At 46.0% G+C, this 22238-nt stretch carries 19 protein-coding genes; 16 read left to right on the top strand and 3 right to left on the bottom strand.

Translation table 11 applies throughout. The features are described from left to right. Nucleotides 1-159: 159 nt before the first annotated feature. The 5 genes from V7M78_RS07025 to V7M78_RS07045 are packed head-to-tail and all read left to right on the top strand — an operon-like array spanning nt 160 to nt 6533. Nucleotides 160-1878 carry an ABC transporter permease gene (locus V7M78_RS07025; RefSeq protein ID WP_333647837.1) on the top strand — a complete coding sequence of 573 codons (1719 nt, stop codon included), beginning with the start codon at nt 160-162 and terminating at the stop codon, nt 1876-1878. 15 nt (nt 1879-1893) lie between these two features. Then, nucleotides 1894-2970, top strand: coding sequence for an ABC transporter ATP-binding protein (locus V7M78_RS07030; protein WP_333647839.1), 1077 nt, complete (start codon nt 1894-1896; stop codon nt 2968-2970). Beyond that, a complete protein-coding gene (locus V7M78_RS07035; RefSeq protein WP_442914632.1) occupies nt 2912-4048 on the top strand; it encodes an extracellular solute-binding protein in 1137 nt (378 codons plus the stop codon). The genes V7M78_RS07030 and V7M78_RS07035 overlap by 59 nt, the downstream gene beginning before the upstream one ends. Nucleotides 4049-4063: 15 nt before the next feature. Continuing rightward, nucleotides 4064-5782, top strand: coding sequence for a sensor histidine kinase (locus V7M78_RS07040; protein WP_333647842.1), 1719 nt, complete (start codon nt 4064-4066; stop codon nt 5780-5782). Then, entirely contained in the window at nt 5754-6533 is a 780-nt protein-coding gene (locus V7M78_RS07045) for a response regulator transcription factor (RefSeq protein ID WP_333647844.1), read from the top strand. The genes V7M78_RS07040 and V7M78_RS07045 overlap by 29 nt, the downstream gene beginning before the upstream one ends. Here the strand turns inward: V7M78_RS07045 and V7M78_RS07050 are convergent. Continuing rightward, on the bottom strand, nt 6530-7207 hold the full coding sequence (locus tag V7M78_RS07050) for a YjjG family noncanonical pyrimidine nucleotidase (protein WP_333647845.1): 678 nt from the start codon (nt 7205-7207) through the stop codon (nt 6530-6532). The genes V7M78_RS07045 and V7M78_RS07050 overlap by 4 nt on opposite strands. A 143-nt stretch (nt 7208-7350) precedes the next feature. On the opposite strand from V7M78_RS07050, the gene V7M78_RS07055 reads away from it, so the two are divergent. From V7M78_RS07055 to glyA, 3 genes are all read left to right on the top strand, one after another. Continuing rightward, nucleotides 7351-8163, top strand: a complete 813-nt coding sequence (locus V7M78_RS07055) for a M48 family metallopeptidase (RefSeq protein WP_333647847.1) — start codon at nt 7351-7353, stop codon at nt 8161-8163. Nucleotides 8164-8230: 67 nt separating this feature from the next. Then, entirely contained in the window at nt 8231-9949 is a 1719-nt protein-coding gene (gene recJ, locus V7M78_RS07060) for a single-stranded-DNA-specific exonuclease RecJ (RefSeq protein ID WP_333647849.1), read from the top strand. Nucleotides 9950-10071: 122 nt separating this feature from the next. Further along, entirely contained in the window at nt 10072-11319 is a 1248-nt protein-coding gene (gene glyA / locus V7M78_RS07065; protein WP_333648135.1) for a serine hydroxymethyltransferase, read from the top strand. 58 nt (nt 11320-11377) lie between these two features. On the opposite strand, the gene V7M78_RS07070 is transcribed toward glyA, so the two are convergent. Beyond that, nucleotides 11378-11884: an HD domain-containing protein gene (locus V7M78_RS07070; RefSeq protein WP_333647851.1), complete on the bottom strand. Its 507-nt coding sequence runs from the start codon at nt 11882-11884 to the stop codon at nt 11378-11380. Between the two features lie 153 nt (nt 11885-12037). Then, the gene (locus V7M78_RS07075) at nt 12038-12208 is read right to left on the bottom strand and encodes a DUF1540 domain-containing protein (RefSeq protein WP_333647853.1); all 171 of its coding nucleotides are present in this window, start codon (nt 12206-12208) and stop codon (nt 12038-12040) included. A gap of 315 nt (nt 12209-12523) precedes the next feature. Here V7M78_RS07075 and V7M78_RS07080 point away from each other — a divergent pair, with 315 nt between their 5' ends. The 8 genes from V7M78_RS07080 to V7M78_RS07115 all read left to right on the top strand — a co-directional run bounded on the left by V7M78_RS07080 (nt 12524) and on the right by V7M78_RS07115 (nt 22235). Then, on the top strand, nt 12524-13300 hold the full coding sequence (locus V7M78_RS07080) for an FAD binding domain-containing protein (RefSeq protein ID WP_333647855.1): 777 nt from the start codon (nt 12524-12526) through the stop codon (nt 13298-13300). Continuing rightward, the gene (locus V7M78_RS07085) at nt 13301-13762 is read left to right on the top strand and encodes a (2Fe-2S)-binding protein (protein WP_333647857.1); all 462 of its coding nucleotides are present in this window, start codon (nt 13301-13303) and stop codon (nt 13760-13762) included. A gap of 8 nt (nt 13763-13770) precedes the next feature. Beyond that, nucleotides 13771-16044: a xanthine dehydrogenase family protein molybdopterin-binding subunit gene (locus V7M78_RS07090; protein ID WP_333648137.1), complete on the top strand. Its 2274-nt coding sequence runs from the start codon at nt 13771-13773 to the stop codon at nt 16042-16044. 173 nt (nt 16045-16217) lie between these two features. Continuing rightward, the gene (locus V7M78_RS07095; RefSeq protein ID WP_333647859.1) at nt 16218-17189 is read left to right on the top strand and encodes an ABC transporter substrate-binding protein; all 972 of its coding nucleotides are present in this window, start codon (nt 16218-16220) and stop codon (nt 17187-17189) included. Between the two features lie 47 nt (nt 17190-17236). Next, on the top strand, nt 17237-18235 hold the full coding sequence (locus V7M78_RS07100; protein WP_333647861.1) for a FecCD family ABC transporter permease: 999 nt from the start codon (nt 17237-17239) through the stop codon (nt 18233-18235). Continuing rightward, nucleotides 18228-18986 carry an ABC transporter ATP-binding protein gene (locus V7M78_RS07105; RefSeq protein WP_333647863.1) on the top strand — a complete coding sequence of 253 codons (759 nt, stop codon included), beginning with the start codon at nt 18228-18230 and terminating at the stop codon, nt 18984-18986. The genes V7M78_RS07100 and V7M78_RS07105 overlap by 8 nt, the downstream gene beginning before the upstream one ends. Before the next feature lie 199 nt (nt 18987-19185). Further along, nucleotides 19186-19890, top strand: coding sequence for an ABC transporter ATP-binding protein (locus V7M78_RS07110; RefSeq protein ID WP_333647865.1), 705 nt, complete (start codon nt 19186-19188; stop codon nt 19888-19890). Beyond that, entirely contained in the window at nt 19890-22235 is a 2346-nt protein-coding gene (locus tag V7M78_RS07115; protein WP_333647867.1) for an ABC transporter permease, read from the top strand. The genes V7M78_RS07110 and V7M78_RS07115 overlap by 1 nt, the downstream gene beginning before the upstream one ends. Nucleotides 22236-22238: the final 3 nt, after the last annotated feature.

Below are 22238 nucleotides of genomic sequence, written 5' to 3' on the forward strand. Positions count from 1 at the left end.
CCGGCATAGCTGAACCGTAATGTATATGGCAGGGCGGGAATGCTGCCTGCCGGAGAGAAAAAGGATGCTGCGTAATATGGATGAGAACCATTACGCAGCATCTTTTGTATATGCGGGAGCAGGACGGTTCTGCTCAAACGGAAGAAAGGGGGTCTTTTTGTGGCCAGTTCTCAAAGTGTTCGCTTGGAACGTAAAAAGTTTTTTTCAGATCCAATTTTGGTCAGCATGATCGTGGTGCTGTTGATTTTCCTGGCCCTGTTTATTCTCTATCCTCTGCTTATGCTTTTGGTAGACAGCTTTTATGCGGAGGGAACCATTACCCTGGCTGTTTTTCAGAGGGTATTGAATTTACAGAGGTTTAGAAATGCATTTAATAATACCCTTGCCCTGGGCTTTATTACAGGGCTTGCCTCCACTGCCATCGGTCTTTTATTCGCCTATGTGGAGGTGTATGTGAAGCTTCGCACAAGGCTTTTAGAGAAGCTGTTTGGCTTGGTTTCCATGCTTCCGGTGGTATCCCCGCCCTTTGTTTTGTCCTTGTCCATGATTATGCTTTTTGGACGAAGCGGCATTATCAGCCGTTCCTTGCTGGGAATTTATGATTCTGATGTATACGGGCTTAAGGGAATTGCAATTGTTCAGACGCTGACCTTTTTCCCGGTATGCTACCTGATGTTAAAGGGGCTTTTGAAAAACATTGATCCTTCTTTGGAAGAGGCGGCAAGAGATATGGGAGCGACCCGCTGGAAGGTGTTTACAAGCGTTACCCTTCCCTTGCTTCTTCCCGGTCTTGGAAATGCATTTTTGGTGACCTTTATTGAGTCTGTAGCGGATTTTGCAAATCCTATGCTCATCGGCGGTTCTTATGACACACTGGCTACCACCATTTATCTCCAGGTGACCGGTGCTTACGATTCCACCGGAGCTGCGGCCATGTCTGTAGTTCTGTTGATGCTCACTGTGGTTCTGTTTTTGATTCAGAAGTATTATCTGGAGAGGAAGACGGCAGCTACCTTGACGGGAAAAGCTTCCCGTGTGAGAATGCTGATTGAGGAAAAAAGCGTTACGGTTCCTCTGACTGTATTCTGCGGGCTGGTAGCGGCTTTCGTACTGCTCATGTACATTATGATTCCTTTTGGGGCCATGTTTACGCTTTGGGGAAGGGATTACAGCTTAAGCCTTAAGTGGTTCCAGTACATGTTTAAGACCAGCGGGTTGAAGGCATTTAAGGACTCCTTTATGCTTTCCATGATTGCAGCGCCTTTGACAGCTTTCCTCTCCATGGTTATTTCTTATCTGGTGGTTAAGAAACAGTTTAAGGCCAAGGGCTTTATTGAGTCTGTTTCCATGCTGGCTATGGCTGTTCCGGGAACGGTTCTGGGTATCGGATACATTCGCGGATATGCCAACGGACTGTTCCGGTCAGGTTTTATGAGCGGGCTTTACGGGACGGGACTGATTCTTATTATCGTATTCATTGTTCGAAGCCTTCCGACAGGAACCAGAAGCGGTATTTCAGCCCTGAGGCAGATTGATAAGTCCATAGAGGAATCGGCTTATGATATGGGTGCCAATTCTGCCAAGGTATTTATGACAGTGACTCTTCCGCTGATCAAGGATTCGTTCTTCAGCGGTCTGGTAACGGCTTTTGTGCGGAGTATTACTGCTATTTCAGCCATTATTCTGCTGGTGACTCCGGAATTTTTGCTGATCACCTGCCAGATCAACGAACAGGCGGAAAAGGGAAATTACGGCGTGGCCTGTGCTTATGCAACCGTATTGATCATGATTACCTATGGCGCAGTTCTTATTATGAATACTGCCATGAAGTTCTTTGGTGTCAGCAGGAAGATTAAAGACGATAAAGAACCGGCTTAAACAGGAGGAAACAAAATGGATAAACAGAAAAAAGGGGTTCGTTTGGAGAACATTTCAAAAATATATAAGGACCCTAAGACGGGAAAGGATTTTTATGCGGTAAAGGAGACTTCTCTGGACATTGAGCCGGGATCCTTTGTCACCCTGCTGGGACCGTCAGGCTGCGGAAAGACCACGACCCTGCGTATGATTGCAGGTTTTGAAAGCCCGGATCAGGGAGAAATCTATCTGGGAGAGGAGGCCATCAACAGCCTGACTCCCAACAAAAGGGATACTGCCATGGTATTTCAAAGCTATGCCCTTTTGCCTCATTACAATGTTTTTGACAATGTGGCCTATGGACTTCAGATCAGGAAGGTGCCAAAGGATGAGATCAGGGAACGGGTTATGAACATCTTAAAGCTGGTGGAGATGGAAGGAATGGAATCCCGTATGACAAACCAGCTTTCCGGCGGTCAGCAGCAGAGAGTGGCTTTGGCAAGGGCTTTGGTCATTGAGCCGGGAGTTCTGCTCTTTGATGAGCCTTTGAGCAACCTGGATGCCAAACTGCGTGTAACCATGAGGACGGAGATCAGAAAGATCCAGCAGAAAGTAGGTATTACGGCCATTTACGTGACTCATGACCAGTCTGAGGCCATGAGCATATCCGATAAAATCATTATCATGAATAGGGGAGAGGTGGAGCAGATGGGAAGCCCGAGGGAGATTTATTACCATCCTGCTTCCAGATTTGTGGCTGATTTCATCGGAGAGGCAAACTTCTTAAAGGCAGAAGTTTTGGAAGGAAGGGGAGAAAAGGCTACCATCCGGGTGGCAGGAAATACTATTGAGGTCAACAATTTTGCCAAGGCAAACTCCGGTGACGAGGCAACTCTGGTAATCCGTCCGGAGGGTGCAACCCTGGCGGAAAGCGGAGTGCTGGAAGGCCATGTTACCCTTTCCACCTTTATGGGCTCCTATCAGTATTATCAGGTTATGGTAGGAGATATGGAGATTCAGATTACAGACTATAATCCGGTTAACCGGAGGATTTATGAAGTGGGAGAAAAAGCATATCTGGATTTTGACCCCAAGGGGGTTTACATTCTGTAACGGCATTGCTAAAATAAGATTATACATTGACAGGGCGGAGACGGGGCAGATGAAAAAATGGATCAGATACGCAGGAGCGGTTTTGTGCATGGCCTGTTTGGCTGGCTGTGCCTCCAAGCCCCCTGTTCCATCGGCAGAACTGAATATGGACAAGGAACTGGTGGTATACAGCCCCCATCCCCTGGAATTAATAAATCCTATTGTTTCTGAATTTGAGGAACGGACGGGAATCGGGGTGGAGGTATATACGGGAGGAACCGGGAAGCTGTTGCGGATGATAAAAGAAGGGGAGGAGCCTGAATGTGATGTTTTATGGGGTGGCTCCCTTTCTTCTGCTATGCCCGAAGGGGATTTATTTGAGCCCTATATCAGTGAAAACGAGTCTATGGTTCAGGAGGATTTTAAGAACAAGGAAGGGAATATGCCCCGGTTTACTGACATGCCCAGTATCCTTATGGTCAATACTAATCTGGCAGGGGACATTGTAATCCAAGGTTATGAAGATTTATTGAAACCGGAGCTGAAAGGGAAAATAGCCATGTGTGATCCTTCTGTTTCTTCTTCGGCTTACGAGCATGTGATCAATATGCTGTATGCCATGGGAGAGGGAGAGCCTGAGGCCGGCTGGGGCTATGTGGAAGAGTTTTGCAACAATTTAGACGGAATACTTCTCAAAAGTTCCCAGGAGGTGTATCAGGGAGTTGCAGATGGTCGCTTTACTGTGGGACTGACCTTTGAAGAGGGAGCGACCCATTACATTGCCTCCGGTTATCCGGTTAAAGTGGTGTATATGATGGAGGGAGTCATATCCAAGCCTGATGTGGTGTGTATCATAAAAGGAACCGGGCGCAGAGAGGATGCGGAGAAATTTGTGGATTTTGTGACGGGAAAGGATGCACAGACTGTCATATCCACCCGCTTGGGGCGGCGTTCTGTCAGGATCGATGTGGAGGAGCCGGGATATCTGCCTGATAAGCGGGAGATTTATTTGATTCACGACCAGGAAGATGTGGTGAGGGAAAATAAAGACAGGTGGTCCTCCCGTTTTTCAGATATTTTTCAGGGCACCTTGAAATAGAAGGGGGGCGGACTGATGAAAAAGGAACGGTATTTTAAGGATGAACTGCGGCAGTTGTTTATGGGTTATGCTATTATTCCGGCGGTAGGCTTTACTCTGGTCTGTACCCTGGTATTTTTCGGGGCTTTGATTTATGGAAAGAAAAGCGGAAATGAGTCCCATAATTCCTATGTGGCACAGGAGCTGGACCGGGCTTTAAGAGGATATGAAGAGAATCTGGAACGGCTGGCTTTGGATAAAAGGCTTTTTGAAAAAAGTCTGGAGGCTTCCGGGAGGATGGAGATATTTCAGGAGTTTTATCAGGTTTCCAATGGGCTGGGATATAAGGCGGATGTGTTTATCCTGGACCGGGAGAAGCAGCTTTTGCTCTCCAGCGGAGAGGTACCGGGGTATTTATCAGCTTCAGACGGCATTCAATGGGGGCTTATTGGGGCCATGGATGAGGAGCCTGAAAAGACAAAGGTGTTTCTGGCAGAGCCATGGAAGCGTTCTGACCGGGATATCGCCATGGGCCGGGCGGTTATCAATGGGACGGAAAAAACGGGATATGTGATTTTTACCATTAACAGCAGCCAGTTTAAGGCGGTGCTGGACCGGTCTGAGAGCCGCACCATCATTGCAGACCGGTTTGGCTGGGTCTATTTAAGCAATGATTACGGACTGCAGGATACCAGCAACCAGGTGGTAAAAGAGCTTAAAACGGCGGGCCAATATTTGTCCTATGACAAAAAGCTGTTTCTTGTATCCACACAGCCTGCATACGGCGGACGGTTTTTTGTTTATTCGGCAACAGATATCCACAATATTGTGATTTCCCTGGGGCTGAGCAGCACATTGATTATAACGGCCCTTGTGTTAATGACGGTATGGGTGTTCATCAGCACAAAGAAGGTGACGGAGAAAAAGACCAGGGATTTTTATAAGATTCTGGAAGTGATGGAAATGACCAGAAACGGAAACCTGGACACCCCGATTCAGTTGGAGAGGGAAAATGAGTTCCGGATTATAGCTGATGCTTATAATAAAACCATGGACAGCTTGAAACACCAGATGGAGAATAATAAGAGGATGGCGGAGCTTTTGGCAGCAGCTCAGAATAAACAGCTGGAGTCCCAGTTTAACCCCCATTTCTTATACAATACTCTGGAGAATATCCGGTATATGTGCAAGATTGAGCCGGAGACAGCGGGCAGGATGGTATTCAGCCTGTCAAATCTTTTGCGCTACAGCTTAGATGGAAGCAAGGCGGAGGTGACTCTGGAGGAAGATATGGAGCACCTGGAAAATTATCTGACCATTTTAAAATACCGGTTTAACCGCCGTTTTTCCTGCGTTGTTGAGGTGGAGCCGGAGGCCATGGGCTGCCGGATTCCCAAGCTGGTGCTGCAGCCTATGATTGAAAATGCCGTCAAATATGGCTTTGGCAGGCAGGAAAGTTTGAATGTGGAGATCAAGGTCTATATTCATGAGGAGCGCCTGATGATGATTTGCCGGGATGACGGGGCGGGAATGACCATGGGAGTTCTCAGGGAAGTTCTGTCACTTTTGGAGCAGGAGGAAAATAACAGCAGGCATTCGGGGCTTTATAATATCCACAGACGGTGCAGGATTCTATACGGCAGGCCCTACGGCGTGGATATACGGAGTACAGAAGGAATTGGAACCACCTTGATTGTCACTCTTCCGGTGAATAAGGAGGAACAGGATGTTACGGGTAATGATAGCAGAGGATGAGGATATTATAAGAAAAGGTCTGGTTTATATGACGGACTGGATCGGCATGGACTGTGTGGTTGTGGCAGAAGCGGCCAATGGGCAGGAAGGGCTTTTGAAAATACAGGAGCATAAGCCGGATGTGGTGATTACGGATATCTGTATGCCCTTTATGGACGGAATTGAAATGATAAAGGAAGCTTCTAAAAGCGTGAAGTTTAAAAGCATTCTGCTGACCAGCTATGCGGATTTTGAATATGCAAGAAGAGCCATTGAGGCAAGGGTCAGCGAATACCTTTTAAAGCCTGTGGATGAAGAAAAGCTGGCAGTCCTCATGAAAAAGCTGGGTGAGGAGATTGCCAGCAGCCGTCAGATGGAGTTTGCCATGGAAAAGGCAGATACAGAGGCCGGGGTCATGAATCTGGAATATTACATGAAGCTGGATGTTTCGGAAAACAAGTATGTTTCCAAAGCATTGGAGGAGATTCGCTCCCGCTATGGGGACAAGCTGAGCCTGGAGTCCATTTCCGAAGAATTGGGGGTCAGCACCAGCTATTTAAGCCGTAAGTTTAAGGAGGTGACGGGGCAGACCTTTCTGGATTTTTTAAATAAGTACAGGATTTCCCAGGCCATTGTCCTGTTAAATACGGGCCAGTATCGGATCTTTGAGGTGTCTGACGCCACCGGTTTTACGGATTATAAGCACTTTTGTTCAGTATTTAAAAAGTACACTTTAAAGTCACCTTCTAAGTTTATGAAGGGGATTGGTTAGTGGCTTAATTCGATCAATTCCGAAAGGTCTGTGATCTGGTAAGTGGCTTTGGTGGTGGCAGGGGCCTTTGGAGGGCTGATGAGGCAGGAGTCGATTCCGGCGTTGATGGCTCCCTGGATGTCAGAGGATAAGCTGTCTCCCACCATGATGGTTTTTTCCTTTGAAAAATCAGAAATATGCTTAAAGCAGTGTTCAAAAAAGGAAGGAGAGGGCTTTTCATACCCAATCTTTTCGGATATGAACATTCCGTCAAACAGGTCATAGATTCCTGCTTTTTTCAGCCTTTGTATCTGGGTGTGATAGACGCCGTTGGAGGCTGGATACAGCTTTTTCCCCTTCTGCTTTAAGTGCAGAAGGGTTTCTTTTGTGTGGGGCAGCAGGTCCGCGCCTTCTCCCAGATGGAGACGGTAGCGGGACTCTGCTTCTGCTCCGTTTATTTCTAAGCCGAAGGAGTGAAAGAGGCGGGTGAACCGGGTGTTTAAGAGTTCATCCCGGCTGATCTTTTCCTGCTCAAGCAGATCCCAAAGATCCCGGTTTAATTTTTTATATTCTTCCAGCATTCTGCTGCGGTATTCTATTCCATAGGATTCTATAAGCTTTTCAAATCCCCGCTTTTCGGCGGCATCAAAATCAAGGAGAGTGTTGTCGATATCCAGTAAGAAAATTTGGTACATGGTTGATTCCTCCGTATCAGAGAGTTGGGTGTTTTGAGGTTTCTACTATTATGATATCATAAGAAATGGGGGAATGACCAGAGGAAGTTTGAAAGAAGGCCGTTGTTTCTTTTGCTTTTTTTCGCTATAATGGGGGATATGGGATGAAAGCTATGATAGATGATGACGCAGAAAAAATGGAGATTGGATACATGCCGGTAAATAAGAAGGAAAAGGAAGAAGGGCTTCTTTCGTTTGAAGATGGGAGCAGCTATTCTTATGAGATTATAAAGTCAGACAGGCGCACCATGGCACTTCAGGTTAAAAAAAGCGGGGAAGTGGTGGTGAGGATTCCCAAGGGACTATCCTTTCGCTCCGGTCATGAGCTGGCGCAGAAAAATAAAAGCTGGGTTTATACTCACATGAAAGGGATTCAGGCCTCTTTAAAAAAGAAGGAAGAGTTTCACTGGGAAGAAGGGGCGAAGGTGCTTCTTTTGGGAAAGAGTTATATTCTCCGTGTGGTGCCCGACTCCTGGAGAAAGAATTTTCGGGTTTCTATAAGGGAGAGGGAATTGATCCTTGCGGGGCCGGCGGAGAAACAGGCAGGGCCTGAACTGGAAATGGTCATCAAGGAAGTGATGAAGCTGTTCTACCGGCAGGAGGCCAGGAAGTATCTGGAGAAAAAGACGGCTGGGTGGGCTGCGGATATGAAGATAGGCTATAGCCGTATTGCAGTCAGGGATCAGGCAACCAGATGGGGAAGCTGCAGCACAAAGGGAAATTTGAATTTTAACTGGAGGCTGGTGCTTTTGCCGGAGGAGCTGGCTGATTATGTGGTGGTTCATGAACTGGCTCACCGGATACATATGAACCATTCCAGAGCGTTCTGGGGAGTGGTGGAAGGAAAGCTGCCGGATTACCGGTTAAGGCGGAAGCTGTTAAAGAGCTATGAAGAAGAGATTTACGGAAATTATTAAGATGCAGGAACTATGGTTAGCCTGGCAGGGCTGAACCGGATGGATTGAAGCAAAGGAGATGTGAAAAGTGGCAGCAGAGAGATGGATGCTTCAAACGAAACGGGCTGATTTTGACGAGATAGCAAGGTGCCATCACATATCCCCGGTAACGGCAAGAATTATACGAAACCGGGATGTGGTTGGACAGGAAGCAGTAGAACGGTATTTAAGGGGAGGGCTGAGGGAATTATACAGCCCTTATTTATTAAAGGATATGGAACTGACTGTGGCAATTCTTAAGGAGAAGACCAGGGAGTCGAAACCGATCAGGATTGTTGGAGATTACGATATAGATGGGGTTTGCTCTACTTACCTTTTATACCAGGCATTGACCCAGGTGGGAGCTGTGGTGGATTATGAGATTCCGGACAGAATTAAGGATGGGTATGGAATCAATGAATCTATTATCAGGGCTGCGGCAGAGGATGGGATTGATACCATACTAACCTGTGACAATGGGATTGCTGCGGTTCAGCAGATACGCCTTGCAAAGGAATTGGGGCTTACGGTTCTGGTTACGGATCACCATGATATTATGAAGGAGGGGGACGGAGATATTCTGCCGCCTGCTGATGCGGTGGTGAATCCAAAGAGGAGCGACTGTTCCTACCCCTATCCGGAGATTTGCGGGGGGCTGGTGGCTTACAAGCTGGTTCAGGCACTTTATGAAGCTTTTGGCGTTCCTGTGGAGAAATGGCTGGAGATGTTGGAGTTTGCAGCTATTGCAACGGTTGGGGATGTGATGAAGCTGCAGGATGAAAACAGGATCATTGTAAAGGAAGGTCTGAAACGGATGGGGCAGACCAAAAGCCTGGGGCTTTTAAAGCTGATGGAGAAAAATAATCTGGATAAGAACCAGATCACTGCCTATCAGATCGGATTTGTCATTGGGCCATGTTTAAATGCGGGAGGCAGGCTGCATACTGCAAAATTGGCCTTATCCCTGCTTTTATCCCAGGATGAGGAGGAAGCGGACCGGATGGCTCTTGAGTTAAAGGCGCTTAATGATCAGAGAAAGGATATGACTAAGGAGGGGACTCTGGAGGCTGTCAGACAGGTGGAAGAGAACTATGCTGATGACAAGGTTTTGGTGGTGTATCTGCCGGATTGTCATGAATCTTTGGCAGGGATTATTGCCGGAAGATTGAGGGAGCATTTTCAGAAGCCGTCCTTTGTTTTGACAGATGGAGAGGAATCAGTAAAAGGGTCTGGACGTTCTATTGAATCTTACCATATGTTTGAGGCATTGGTGGAGGTGAAGGAGCTGCTGCTTAAGTTTGGGGGGCATCCCATGGCAGCGGGGCTATCTTTGTTAGAGGAGAATGTGGAGGAGTTTCGCAGGCGCTTAAATAAAGGGGCAGAGCTGACAGAGGAGGACTTTGTGCGGAAGGTCTGGATTGACGTTCCCATGCCTTTGGAGTACATAAATGAGCCTTTGATTGAGGAACTGGAGCTTTTGGAGCCTTTTGGACAGGGGAATGAGAAGCCGTTGTTTGCTCAGAAGGGGCTGCATATAAGGAGTGTGAGAGTACTTGGGAAGAACAGAAATGCGGTGAAAATGTCTCTGGCAACGGAGCAGGGGACGCCTATGGATGGGATGCTGTTTACGGATGGGGACTTATTTCTGGAGGAGTTGGGGGATAAGCGGAGGCTTGATGTGGTTTATTATCCAGGGGTGAATGAATATAACGGAAATAAGGCTTTGCAGATTGTAATTAGAAATTATAAGATTCCGGGGGAAGTGTAAGGAAGAAATCTTGAAATTTATTGACAAAAGAGAAAATAAGAAATAGAATACAGTAATATCAGTTAAAATTATAAAAGGTTTATTACATGAGCTGAGACAAAAGGGAAAGTGAGGGAATGAACGTGGTAAATGAAGTGATGAAGTTTATTACCGGATATGACAGGGAAGTGGGAGAGGCTATTGAAAAAGAGTGCGCCCGCCAGAGAAGAAATCTGGAGCTGATTGCATCAGAAAATATTGTTTCTGAGCCTGTTATGATGGCAATGGGAACTGTGCTTACCAACAAATATGCGGAAGGATATCCCGGAAAGCGTTATTACGGCGGATGTGAGGTCGTGGACGTTGTTGAAACTATTGCTATAGAGCGGGCGAAAGAAATATTTGGATGTGATTATGCCAATGTTCAGCCTCATTCCGGTGCTCAGGCCAATATGGCGGCTTTTGTTGCCATGCTGGAGCCGGGAGATACTGTTTTAGGCATGAATTTAAATCATGGCGGACATTTGACCCATGGAAGTCCGGTGAACTTCTCAGGTCTGTATTTTAATATTATTCCTTACGGCGTAGATGATCAGGGCTTCCTTGATTATGATGAGATGGAACGCCTGGCTCTGGAGCATAAGCCGAAGCTGATTGTAGCAGGCGCCAGTGCCTACGGACGTGAGATTGATTTTAAAAGATTCCGTGAGGTTGCTGATAAGGCAGGCTCTTATCTCATGGTAGATATGGCTCATATTGCCGGTCTGGTGGCAGCAGGCGTTCATCCAAGCCCCATTCCTTATGCTGATGTGACCACCACTACGACTCATAAAACCCTTCGTGGACCAAGAGGCGGAATGATTTTAGCCAATCAGGCTGCAGCGGATAAGTTTAATTTTAACAAGGCCATTTTCCCAGGCATCCAGGGCGGTCCTTTGGAGCATGTAATTGCAGGAAAAGCCGTATGCTTTGGCGAGGTGTTAAAGCCTGAGTTTAAAACTTATCAGGAACAGGTGGTAAAAAATGCAAAGGCTCTGGCTGCTGCTCTTATGAAGCAGGGCTTTAATATTCTGACAGGAGGAACCGACAACCATCTTATGCTCATTGATTTAAGAGGTATGGAGGTAACCGGAAAAGAATTGCAGAACCGCTGTGATGAGGTTTACCTCACCTTGAATAAGAACGCTGTTCCAAATGATCCAAGAAGTCCTTTTGTCACCTCCGGTGTCCGGGTAGGAACTCCGGCCATTACTTCAAGGGGATTAAAGGAAGATGATATGGAAAAGATCGCGGAGTGCATCTGGCTGGCTGCTACGGATTTTGAGAATAAGGCTGATTATATCAGAGGCGAAGTGACAAAGATCTGTGATAAGTATCCGTTGTATGAATAAAGAAATGTAAAAAAGAAGGCCGTAAAAGAATCATTCTTTTACGGCCTTCTTTTTGATTTTAAGGAGTTTCCGGAGCGTTGGCAAACATCTGGTTAAGCAGCCTTTTCCCTGCTTCTGTTTTAAAGATATTATGATAAGTATTTTGTATGGTTTCTTTTTGGCACTGGTTTTCGTATAGATTTACGAGAAAATCAGCTTCTACTAAAATCTGATAATCCATACCGTCAATATTTGAGTAAGTATGGTGATGGGCCACCAGGTAACTGACTCTTTCAATGACCTTCTGGTTAAAATCCAGGTTTTTCAGTAATTCTTCTGCATAGGCAGGGCCTTCCTGTTCCTGAAGCTTGCCGTTGCATTTTCCGTACTTTTCCATAGAAACTTTAATTCCGATATCGTGAACAATGGCAGCAGCTTCTAAGATTTCCATGTCATCAGATGGAATGTTTTCCATGGAACCAATCAATTTAGCAAATTGATGTACTTTTATAAAATGCTGGATGAGCTCTGGTTCTCCTGCGTCAAATTGGATCATTTCTAAAATCAGATTGCTTATCTTATCCATAGTGAATGCTCCTTTATTATTATTGTGGATACCTGCCATAACTGTCTGCATTATATCATCCCACATAAAAAGGAACAAGTTTATATTTTACACATGAAATACTGCGCAGTATGAGGCTGCGCAGTATTTTCAGGAGGAAACAAAATCTGGCTGTTATGCCTGGTTCTTAAAGGATTCGCAGTCAGTACACTCTTTTTTTACCGGATTTTTCTCGTGGGTTCCCACTTTGATCTGATCCAGAGTGCAGTAGTCTTCACTCTTTGCGTGATAAGCGCAGTTGTCGATGGAACATCTAATACATTCATTTTTCCCGTTTACTAACATAGATAAGCCCTCCTTAATTGATTGTTACATCTGTTATTGTGGACGGAAAATGACGAATTATTATACCAATTTTTTCTTAATAAAGGATTGTTTTGCAGCATTGATTTGAAAGAAATAGAATTTTGACGAATTTTAGAAAAAACAGGCAGAACCATTGCCAAAGCAGGCAAAGTTATGATATACTCTTTCGTGTTTTTAATATATAAAACCTTATTTATAAGTAGTACTAATTAAAAGTGAAGAATTTTAATGATAAATAAGGCCAGAACCGGATAGAAACAACGAGAAAAGTCAGAGAGTCAATAGGAGGTTCCAGTGATTCGATTTAAAAATTATGTAAAAGCGGGAAGTCTGGAAGAGGCTTACACCCTGAATCAGAAAAAAAGCAGCGCCATAGGCGGCGGGATGATGTGGATGAAGATGCAGAAACGGATGCGGATGACGCTGGTGGATTTAGTCGGATTGGGACTGGATGGAATAGAGGAAACAGAGGAAGAGTTCTCCATAGGGGCCATGTGCAGTCTGCGCCAGTTGGAGATTCATGAAGGTCTGAATGAATATTTTGGCGGCATTTTTAAGGAATGTACCCGTTCTATTGTGGGAATTCAGTTTCGAAACGGGGCCACTGTAGGAGGAAGCGTATTCGGACGCTTTGGATTTTCTGATATTATTACCTGCCTTTTGGCTCTCGACACCTATGTGGAGCTTTACCAGGGCGGGCTGGTTTCTCTGGAGGAATTCTGCCGGATGAAGCAGGACAGAGATATTCTTGTAAGGATTCGGATAAAAAAGGATGGGAGACAGGCGGCTTATGGATCCCAGAGAATAGCTAAAACAGACTTTCCCCAGATTGCCTGCTGTGTGGCGAAAAAGGGAGATCAGGTTTACGTTTCCATAGGTGCAAGGCCGGGTCTTGCTGAGGTTGTGGCTTTGAAAAAGACAGAGGACAGCGGTTTGGAAGAGCTTGCAAAAAAGGCTTCCGACAGCTTCCGCTACGGCACAAATATGAGAGGCAGTGCAGATTACCGGAAGCATCTGGCTGAGGTATATACCAGAAGGCTTTTAGCAGGACTTCATAAGGAGGAAAAGTAAATGAGAATCGAATTCACCTTAAACGGAAAGCTGATCTATGCGGAGGCAAAGGCTGATACCACATTATTTCAGCTTCTCAGGAAGAAGAACTGCTATAGTGTAAAATGCGGATGTGAAACGGAAAACTGCGGACTTTGTACGGTCTTAGTGGATGGAAAGTCCAGGCTCTCATGTTCCCTGCTGGCAGTGAGGGTAAATGGCTGCGAGGTAGTGACTTTGGAAGGCGTTCAGAAGGAAGCCGAGGAATTCGGTACATTTCTGGCGGGAGAAGGAGTGGAGCAGTGCGGATTTTGCAGTCCCGGTCTGATCATGAACGTGCTGGCAATGGAAAAGGAAGAAGGCGTTCTGGAGGACCAGGATATAAAGGAGTATTTATCCGGAAATTTATGCCGGTGCAGCGGTTATATGGGACAGCTTAGGGCGGTGAAAAAGTATTTAAGCAGAGGAGGAGACAGGGCATGAACTATAAAATGAAAAGCGTCAATACTTCTGTAGTGAAAAAGGATGCCATGGCATTGGTGACCGGAAAGCCGGTTTATACCGATGATCTGGTTCCTAAGGACTGTCTCATTGTAAAGGTGCTGAGAAGCCCTCACGCCCACGCATTGATCCAGGAAATTGACTGTTCCAGAGCTGAAAAATTGTCTGGAATTGCCTGTGTACTGACTTATAAGGATGTGCCGGGAAAACGGTTTACTATGGCAGGCCAGTCCTATCCTGAACCAAGCCCTTATGACAGGCTGATTCTGGATCAGAGATTGCGGTTTATGGGAGATGCGGTTGCCATTGTGGCCGGCGAGACAGAGGAAGAAGTGGATCAGGCCCTGAATCTTATTAAGGTAAAGTATGAGGTTTTGGAGCCGGTTCTGGATTTTAGGCAGGCAAAAGATAATCCTGTTCTGATTCATCCGGAGGAGGACTGGCAGAGTCTTCTTCCAGTGGGAGCGGATAATAAACGAAACCTGTGTGCTTCCGGAGGAAAGGAGCAGGGGGACGTAGATGAGGTTTTAGACCAGTGCGATTATGTGGTGGATCACGTTTACCATACAAAGGCCAACCAGCAGGCTATGATGGAAACATTCCGTGCCTACTGCTATCTGGATACATACGGACGTTTGAATATGGTGTCCTCCACCCAGATCACCTTTCATGTGAGAAGGATTCTGGCCCATGCCCTGGATATTCCAAAGTCAAAAATCCGTGTGGTAAAGCCCAGAATCGGCGGCGGCTTCGGAGCCAAGCAGACGGTTGTGGCTGAGGTTTACCCGGCTGTTGTTACCATGAAAACAGGAAGGCCTGCTAAGATGATTTTCAGCCGGTATGAATCCCAGATCGCTTCCTCTCCCCGTCATGAAATGGAAATCCGGGTCAGGATCGGTGCAAATAAGGACGGAATTCTCCAGGCTATTGACGTACATACCTTGTCTAATACAGGTGCCTTCGGAGAACATGGGCCAACTACCGTAGGACTTTCCGGAGAAAAAACCATACCTCTTTACCGGACGCCAAAGGCTTTCCGGTTTGCTTATGACGTGGTTTATACCAATGTGATGTCTTCCGGTGCTTACCGGGGCTACGGGGCGACCCAGGGAATCTTTGCAGTGGAGTCTGCGGTCAATGAGCTGGCAAAAAAGATGGGAATGGATTCGGTGAAGTTAAGGGAAATGAATATGGTAAAAGAGGGGGATTACCTTCCTGCTTATCATGGAGAAACCTTAAATAGCTGCGCCCTTGACCGATGTATGGCAAAGGCAAAGGAAATGATCGGCTGGGATAAAAAGTATCCGTCAGTGGATATGGGAAATGGAAAGGTCCGGGGCGTAGGTGTTGCCATGTCCATGCAGGGCTCTGCGATTTCCGGTCTGGATGTGGCTTCGGTGGAGCTGCGCCTGAATGATGACGGCTTTTATACCCTGATGATCGGGGCTTCTGATATGGGAACGGGATGTGATACTACCCTTGCCCAGGTGGGAGCGGATTGTCTGGAGTGTGATGTGGAGGACATTGTGGTTCATGGTACGGATACGGATGTGTCTCCTTATGATTCCGGTTCTTATGCTTCCAGCACCATGTATCTGACGGGAATGGCAGTTGTGAAGGCCTGTACGGAGATGAGGGAGAAGATTATAAGCAAGGCAGCCCAGTATCTTTCCTGTGATAAGGATTCCTTGGAGTTTGACGGAAAGAGGGTATATCAGCCGGAGGGAGAGCTGGAAATATCTCTAAAAGATATTGGAAACAGAGTTATGTGCTCTAATGAGGACATGCTGTCCGCAGGCGCTTCCCACACCTCCCCTGTATCTCCGCCGCCTTTTATGGTGGGAATGGCAGAGGTGGAAGTGGATCAGGAAACCGGCGAGATGGAATTGGTGGACTATGTGGCAGTTGTGGACTGCGGAACCCCTATTAATCCAAACCTTGCAAGAATTCAGACAGAGGGCGGCATTGCCCAGGGTATTGGTATGGCCATGTATGAGGATGTGACTTATACGGATAAGGGGCAGATGGTTCAGAATTCCCTTATGCAGTACAAGATTCCCACCAGATTGGATGTGGGAAATATCCGGGTGGAATTTGAAAGCAGCTATGAGCCTACAGGGCCTTTTGGGGCTAAATCCATTGGGGAGATTGTAATTAATACTCCTTCTCCGGCTATTGCAGATGCTGTTGCAAATGCGGTGGGGGCAAGGGTGAGAGAACTTCCTATTACAGCGGAGAAGGTTTACAGACATATGAGGGGATGAATTTAATATAAATGCTTTAAGCTTTGCCGCAGGATGCAGGAATTGTATTCTGCGGCTTTTTACCGATTTTAGGAAGAATAATTAATCCTGAAATATGTTGACTTAATAGGTTTATAGTGTTAGGATTAGAAAAATCTAGATTGAAAAGACTGTTTTGAAAGCGAGAAGGATATATGATAAAAAGATTTTTAAGATTAACCATGATTACTATTACACTTGCAGCCGCATTGTCCGGTTGCGGGAGTAATGAAAAAGCTGCTGCGAACGTGGAAACAACTGGAGAAATCATAGCAGAGGAGACAGGAGAATATACCTTTCAGGATGACTTGGGAAGAACCGTAACGGTAAAAAGCCATGAGCGTGTGGCAACTCTGATGGGAAGCTTTGCTGATATCTGGCTTTTAGCAGGCGGTGATATCGTTGCTTCTTCCAGGGATACCTGGACTTCTTTTGATTTGGGTCTGTCTGAAGATGTAGTTAATATCGGGAACTTGCTGGAGCCTGATATGGAACAGTTAATTGCGGTTCAGCCGGATTTGGTTATTGCCAGTGCCAATCTTGATGCACAAATAGAATTAGAGGAGACTCTTGCTCAGGCGGGAATTGCAACTGCATATTTTGATGTGAATAATTTTGACGACTATCTTCACATGCTGGATATCTGTACACAGATTACGGGAGAAACAGAACGGTATGATACATACGGAACTGCTGTGCAGAAGCAGGTGGATGGAGCCATTGCCAAAGCGGATGGAAGTACACCTAAAATCCTGTATTTAAGAGCATCTTCTGACAATGTGAAAGCAAAAGGAAGTGTAGGAAATGTGGGTTCTGAAATTCTCAGAGAACTTGGATGTCTGAATATTGCAGATTCCGATGAGAGCCGGTTGGAAGATATCAGTATGGAGACAATTATTGCAGAAGATCCGGATTATATCTTTGTGACCACGCAGGGAGAAAACACAGAACAGGCAATGCAGGTGGTGGAGGATATCTTGCTGACAAACCCGGCATGGAATTCTCTGACGGCAGTGAAAAATGGAAATTATTATGTATTAGATAAAAGGCTGTACAATTCCAAACCAAATGCAAAATGGGGAGAAGCCTATGAGCAATTGGCGGATATTCTATATAGTAAAGAGTAAAGGTTAGGCGTTGGCTGCAGCTAAAACAGAAGAATGGTCTATTGGATATGAGGAAACATAAAGGATTAATTATTATTTTATTAGTTATCCTGCTGTGTGTATCGGTTTTGGCAGGGATTTTACTGGGAAGTGTTTCTATTTCGGCACAGGATATTTTTGATTGTCTGACAGGAAAGGACACTTCCTCAAAGAATTATATATTGATTACGGCTGTCCGTCTTCCACGGGTGTTAGGTGGATTGGCGGCAGGAGTGGGTCTGGCAACTGCCGGAGTAATCCTGCAGGGAGTTATGAACAATGCCCTTGCAAGCCCCAATACCATTGGCGTAAATTCCGGTGCAGGATTCGCAGTAATGCTTGCCATGGCATTTTGGCCAGGTAATATGACGGCAACTGCGTCAATGGCTTTTCTTGGTGCATTAATTACCACACTTCTGATTTTCCTATTGGCATATCTTGCGGATAGTTCCAGAACCACCATCATTCTTGCCGGTGTTACGGTTTCCAGCTTTTTAAGTGCGGGGATTAACACAATTAAATTGATGGATGCGGATATTACGGTAAACATGACTTCGTTCATGATTGGATCATTATCGGGAATAACCTTCAAGAAGCTGATTCTGCCTGGGTATGCGGTAATGATTGCGGTAATTCTGGCGTGTATGCTGGCAAGAGCACTGAATATTCTGGGGTTGGGGGATGATATAGCAAGGTCATTGGGCCTGCGTGTGAATCTGGTGAGGTTTGTTCTGCTTGTCATAGCAAGTGTATTAGCCGGTGTGGTAGTAAGTTATGCGGGATTGCTCAGCTTCGTTGGATTGATTGTGCCTCATATATGCAGACATCTGTTTGGAAATGATAACCGCTTACTGCTTCCGTGCAGTGCGTTGCTTGGAGGAAGCTTTGTGCTGATTTGTGATATGATTGGAAGGACCCTGTTTGCACCGTATGAACTGCCGGTGGGCATTATTATGTCTTTCCTGGGAGGACCGTTTTTCTTATATCTTCTTCGGCGTAAGAATGGGGGGCGAAGGGTCAATGCTTAAATTTGAACAGGTCAGCATAGGGTATAGAAATACTCAGGTACTGGACAATATAACAGTAGAATTTCCGGAAGGGAAGATTACTTCTCTGATTGGTCCAAATGGCTGTGGGAAAACCACACTTTTACAGGCTCTCAATGGAAGCTGCAGGGTGGTATCAGGGAAAATATGGGTCAATGATTCTGATTTATTCTCATTATCCCCCAAAGAACGGGCAAGGCAAATCGCATTTCTGCCCCAGGTGCGAACTACCATACCGGCTCTTTCTGTCCGGGTATTGGTAGAGCATGGCAGATTTCCGTATATGGGTTTCTCCAGAAAACAGTCTTTAAAAGACAGGGAAAAGGTACATCAGGCTATGGAATATGCCAATGTTTTGCAGTATGCAGATGAGCAGGTAGATAAACTGTCGGGCGGAATAAGACAGCGTGTGTTTTTCGCCATGGTTTTGGCTCAGGATAGTGAGTATATTATTTTGGATGAACCGACTACTTTTTTAGATATCAAAGGACAGCGTGATTTCCTGAAACTGACAGGCGGATTAAAGGAGCAAGGGAAAACGGTGGTAATGGTATTACACGACATTCATCAGGCAATGGAAGTGTCGGATCATATTATTCTCATGAAGGACAGGCAGATCATTGCCCAGGGGACACCTGCGGAATGTATTGAAAATGGAATGGTAGAAAGGGCTTTTGATGTAAACTGTCTGCGGTTTAAGAAAGGTGAGAAGGAATATTATTTTTTCGAATAATATTCCTTCTCACCTTTTCTGCGTTTTCTCATATAAATTGCAGACATCTTTGACTGCAATGACCCTGATTCATTTCCGGGAGGTAAATCAGAGATAAGGCATTTGTCGATAAAAACAATCGTCAAGATTTATTGACGGATGCTTATATCATATAGTAACATTGTTATATATATGAATAAAAGGGGAGAAAGGAGGAGCTATGGAAGTTCTCATAAAGGCGGAGCAGGTTTGCAAGGATTATGTCCTGGGTGAGGTCAAGGTAGAAGCCTTAAAAAATGTGTCTTTTGAAATTCACCGGGGAGAGTTTATTGTCATATTGGGGCCCAGCGGGTCCGGGAAGAGCACTCTTTTAAATATCCTGGGCGGCATTGAAACGGTTACCAAAGGCGCTGTTTACTACGAGGGAACCCCTCTTTCCTGGGAGGATTTAAAAAGCCTTACGGCTTACCGCAGGGCCCATGCGGGATTCATTTTCCAGTTTTATAACCTGATGCCCGGGCTTACGGCACTGGAAAATGTGCAGTTGGCAGCAGAGCTTTCCAAAGATCCTCTGGACCCGGAAACACTTCTCGGACAGGTAGGGCTTCTGGACCGGGCGGGTCATTTCCCAAGCAGGCTGTCGGGAGGGCAGCAGCAGAGAGTGGCTATTGCCAGGGCATTGTGCAAGAATCCGGATATTCTCCTCTGCGATGAACCGACAGGGGCTTTAGACAGCGGCACCGGAAGCCAGATTTTAAAGCTTTTATCGGATTTTAACAGGACATATAAGAAGACAGTTCTTTTAATTACCCATAATGAGAACATTGCGGAGATTGCAGACCGGGTTTTTTATTTTAAGGATGGGTATCTGGAACGGATCAGGGTCAATGAGAAACCCTTAAAGCCGGAGGAGGTGGCCTGGTAGTGAAAAGCTTCCGCAAAAATGTATTTCGGTGTGCCATGCAGAATCCGGGGTCTTTTTTAGGAGCAGTCTTTATCATTGCCATCGGCATATTCGTATATGCGGCAATGATGGATACCCTGAGAAATTTAAGGGATCAGGTGGAGCACTATTATGAAAACAGTTCTATGGCCGATGTATTTGCCCAGGTATCGGGAATACCGGAGGTGGAGCTGGAGCGGCTGAAGGAAATTCCGGGAATATCAGAGGTTTCGGGGAAAATGGGGGCTGATGTAAGGCTGCTGGCTCCCTCCCAGACGGATATTGTGACAGTCCATTTGTTGTCCTATGATTCTTCTGATACCTTAAACCAACTGCTTTTTAAGGGGGTGGAGGCTGGGGAGGATGGCATTTACTTAGGAACCAGGATGGCGGGGATCTATCAATATGAAACCGGGACTCCTATGACCCTTTTGATTGACGGAAAAAGCGTGAAACTGGAGCTGGCAGGGACCTGCTATGGGCCGGAATACATATATGCCATTCCTCCGGGAGGGGCCATGATACCCGATGGCAAGATATACGATATTGCCTGTATGGAAAAGAGCAGAATGGAGGAACTGACCGGAAAAAGAGACTCCATGAATGAGCTGGGTTTTAAGCTGGAAAAGGGATACCGGTACGAGGATGTCCGTTACCAATTGACAGACCGCCTTCAGGGGTACGGCCTCATTTCCCTTTCTTCCAGAGAAAACCAGGCCAGCTATCAGATGGTGGAAGGAGAAATCAATGAGCTGTATTCCATGGGTACGGTCCTTCCCATCCTGTTTATGTCTATTTCCGTATTCATGCTTTACGTGGTTTTGAGGAAGATGATTGACAGGGACCAGAGCCTGATCGGAACCATGAAAGCCTTTGGAATGAGTGACGGTGAGCTGATTACAGCCTACTTATACCAAGGGGCAGAGGTGGGGCTTTTGGGAGCCATCCTTGGAAATATTCTGGCAGCACCCTTTGGGCGGTATATGTTTCAGATTTATGTGGGTATTTTTAACCTGCCCAATACCGTGTATCACAGCTATTGGAGCACCAGGTTTGGCAGCACGGCAATGGCTTTGGCAACGGGGTTTTTTGCAGTATATCTGGGAGTCCGGGGAATCTTAAAGATCAATCCGGCCCAGGCCATGAGGGCTAAGACTCCTTCATCTGCGGCCATATTACGCCTTCCCGGTTTTTTGGCTGATAGGCTGGATTCCATGGGAAAAATGGGAGTCCGCTCCATTGTAAGAAACCCCTTTCGGGGATTTTTGATCGTGTTAGCCATTGGGTTTCCCTTTTCTATGTCATCTGTGCTTTTTTCCTTTGAAGGGGTAGCCAATCAGATGTTTTTTGACCAGTTCAGCAAGGTGCAGACCTATGATTTGCAGATATCTCTGGACCGTTACGTGTCCCCTGTACGCGGAGAAACAGCAGGGGAGGGGCTGAGAGGAGTGGCAAAAAGTGAAGCTATCATTCATATGGCGGCGGAATTAAAGCATGAAAATTTATCGGAATTTGCCATGGTCTATGGCTTGAACCGGGAATCTGACATGTGGCGGATTATGGATTTATACGGGCAGTATCATGAACCGCCTGATGATGGGATGATCATAAACAGCCGGATCGCAGGTAAACTTCATCTGAAGGAAGGGGACTTAATGGAAATATCCGTTCCCGGTCTGACGGCAGAGCGGGTCAAGGTTCCGGTGAAATCTGTTATAGAGGAAAGCCTGGGCAGCGGATGTTATTTATCAACCAAGGCCTTTTACCGATTTTTCAATTCTGATCCCTTGGCGGGAACCGTTCTTTTAAAGGTGGAAAAGGGAAAAATGGAAGAGGTACGGGAACAGCTTTTAAAAACCAGCCGGGTGACCTGGATGGTGGATACGGACCGAATCAGAAGCGGTTACCAGGATATGATGGGCAGCATGATGGCCATGATTCAGATGTTTGCCTTTATGTCGGTGGCAGCGGGAGGAATTCTCATTTATAATATATCCATGATCAATATCCGGGAAAGGATTACGGAGCTTGGGACTCTGGTTATCATGGGAGGAACAGACCGGGAAATCGGAAGGATTCTTTTATTTGAGCAGGCGGTTTACTTTGTACTGGGAATCTTTACGGGAATATTGGGAAGCAGGGGAGTGAAATATCTGATTGAGCATCTGGTTGTATCTGATGCCTACACCATTGATCTGGCCATCAGTTCTTCCAGCTATCTGACCGCATTTCTCACCTGTCTGGGAATGGCAGGAGTTTCTTTGCTGGCTCAGACCAGGTTTGTGAAGAAGATCAAGCTTACGGATATTTTAAAGGAAAGGGAATAGGCT

Source organism: Lacrimispora sp. (assembly GCF_036758025.1).
Lineage (GTDB): Bacteria > Bacillota > Clostridia > Lachnospirales > Lachnospiraceae > Lacrimispora.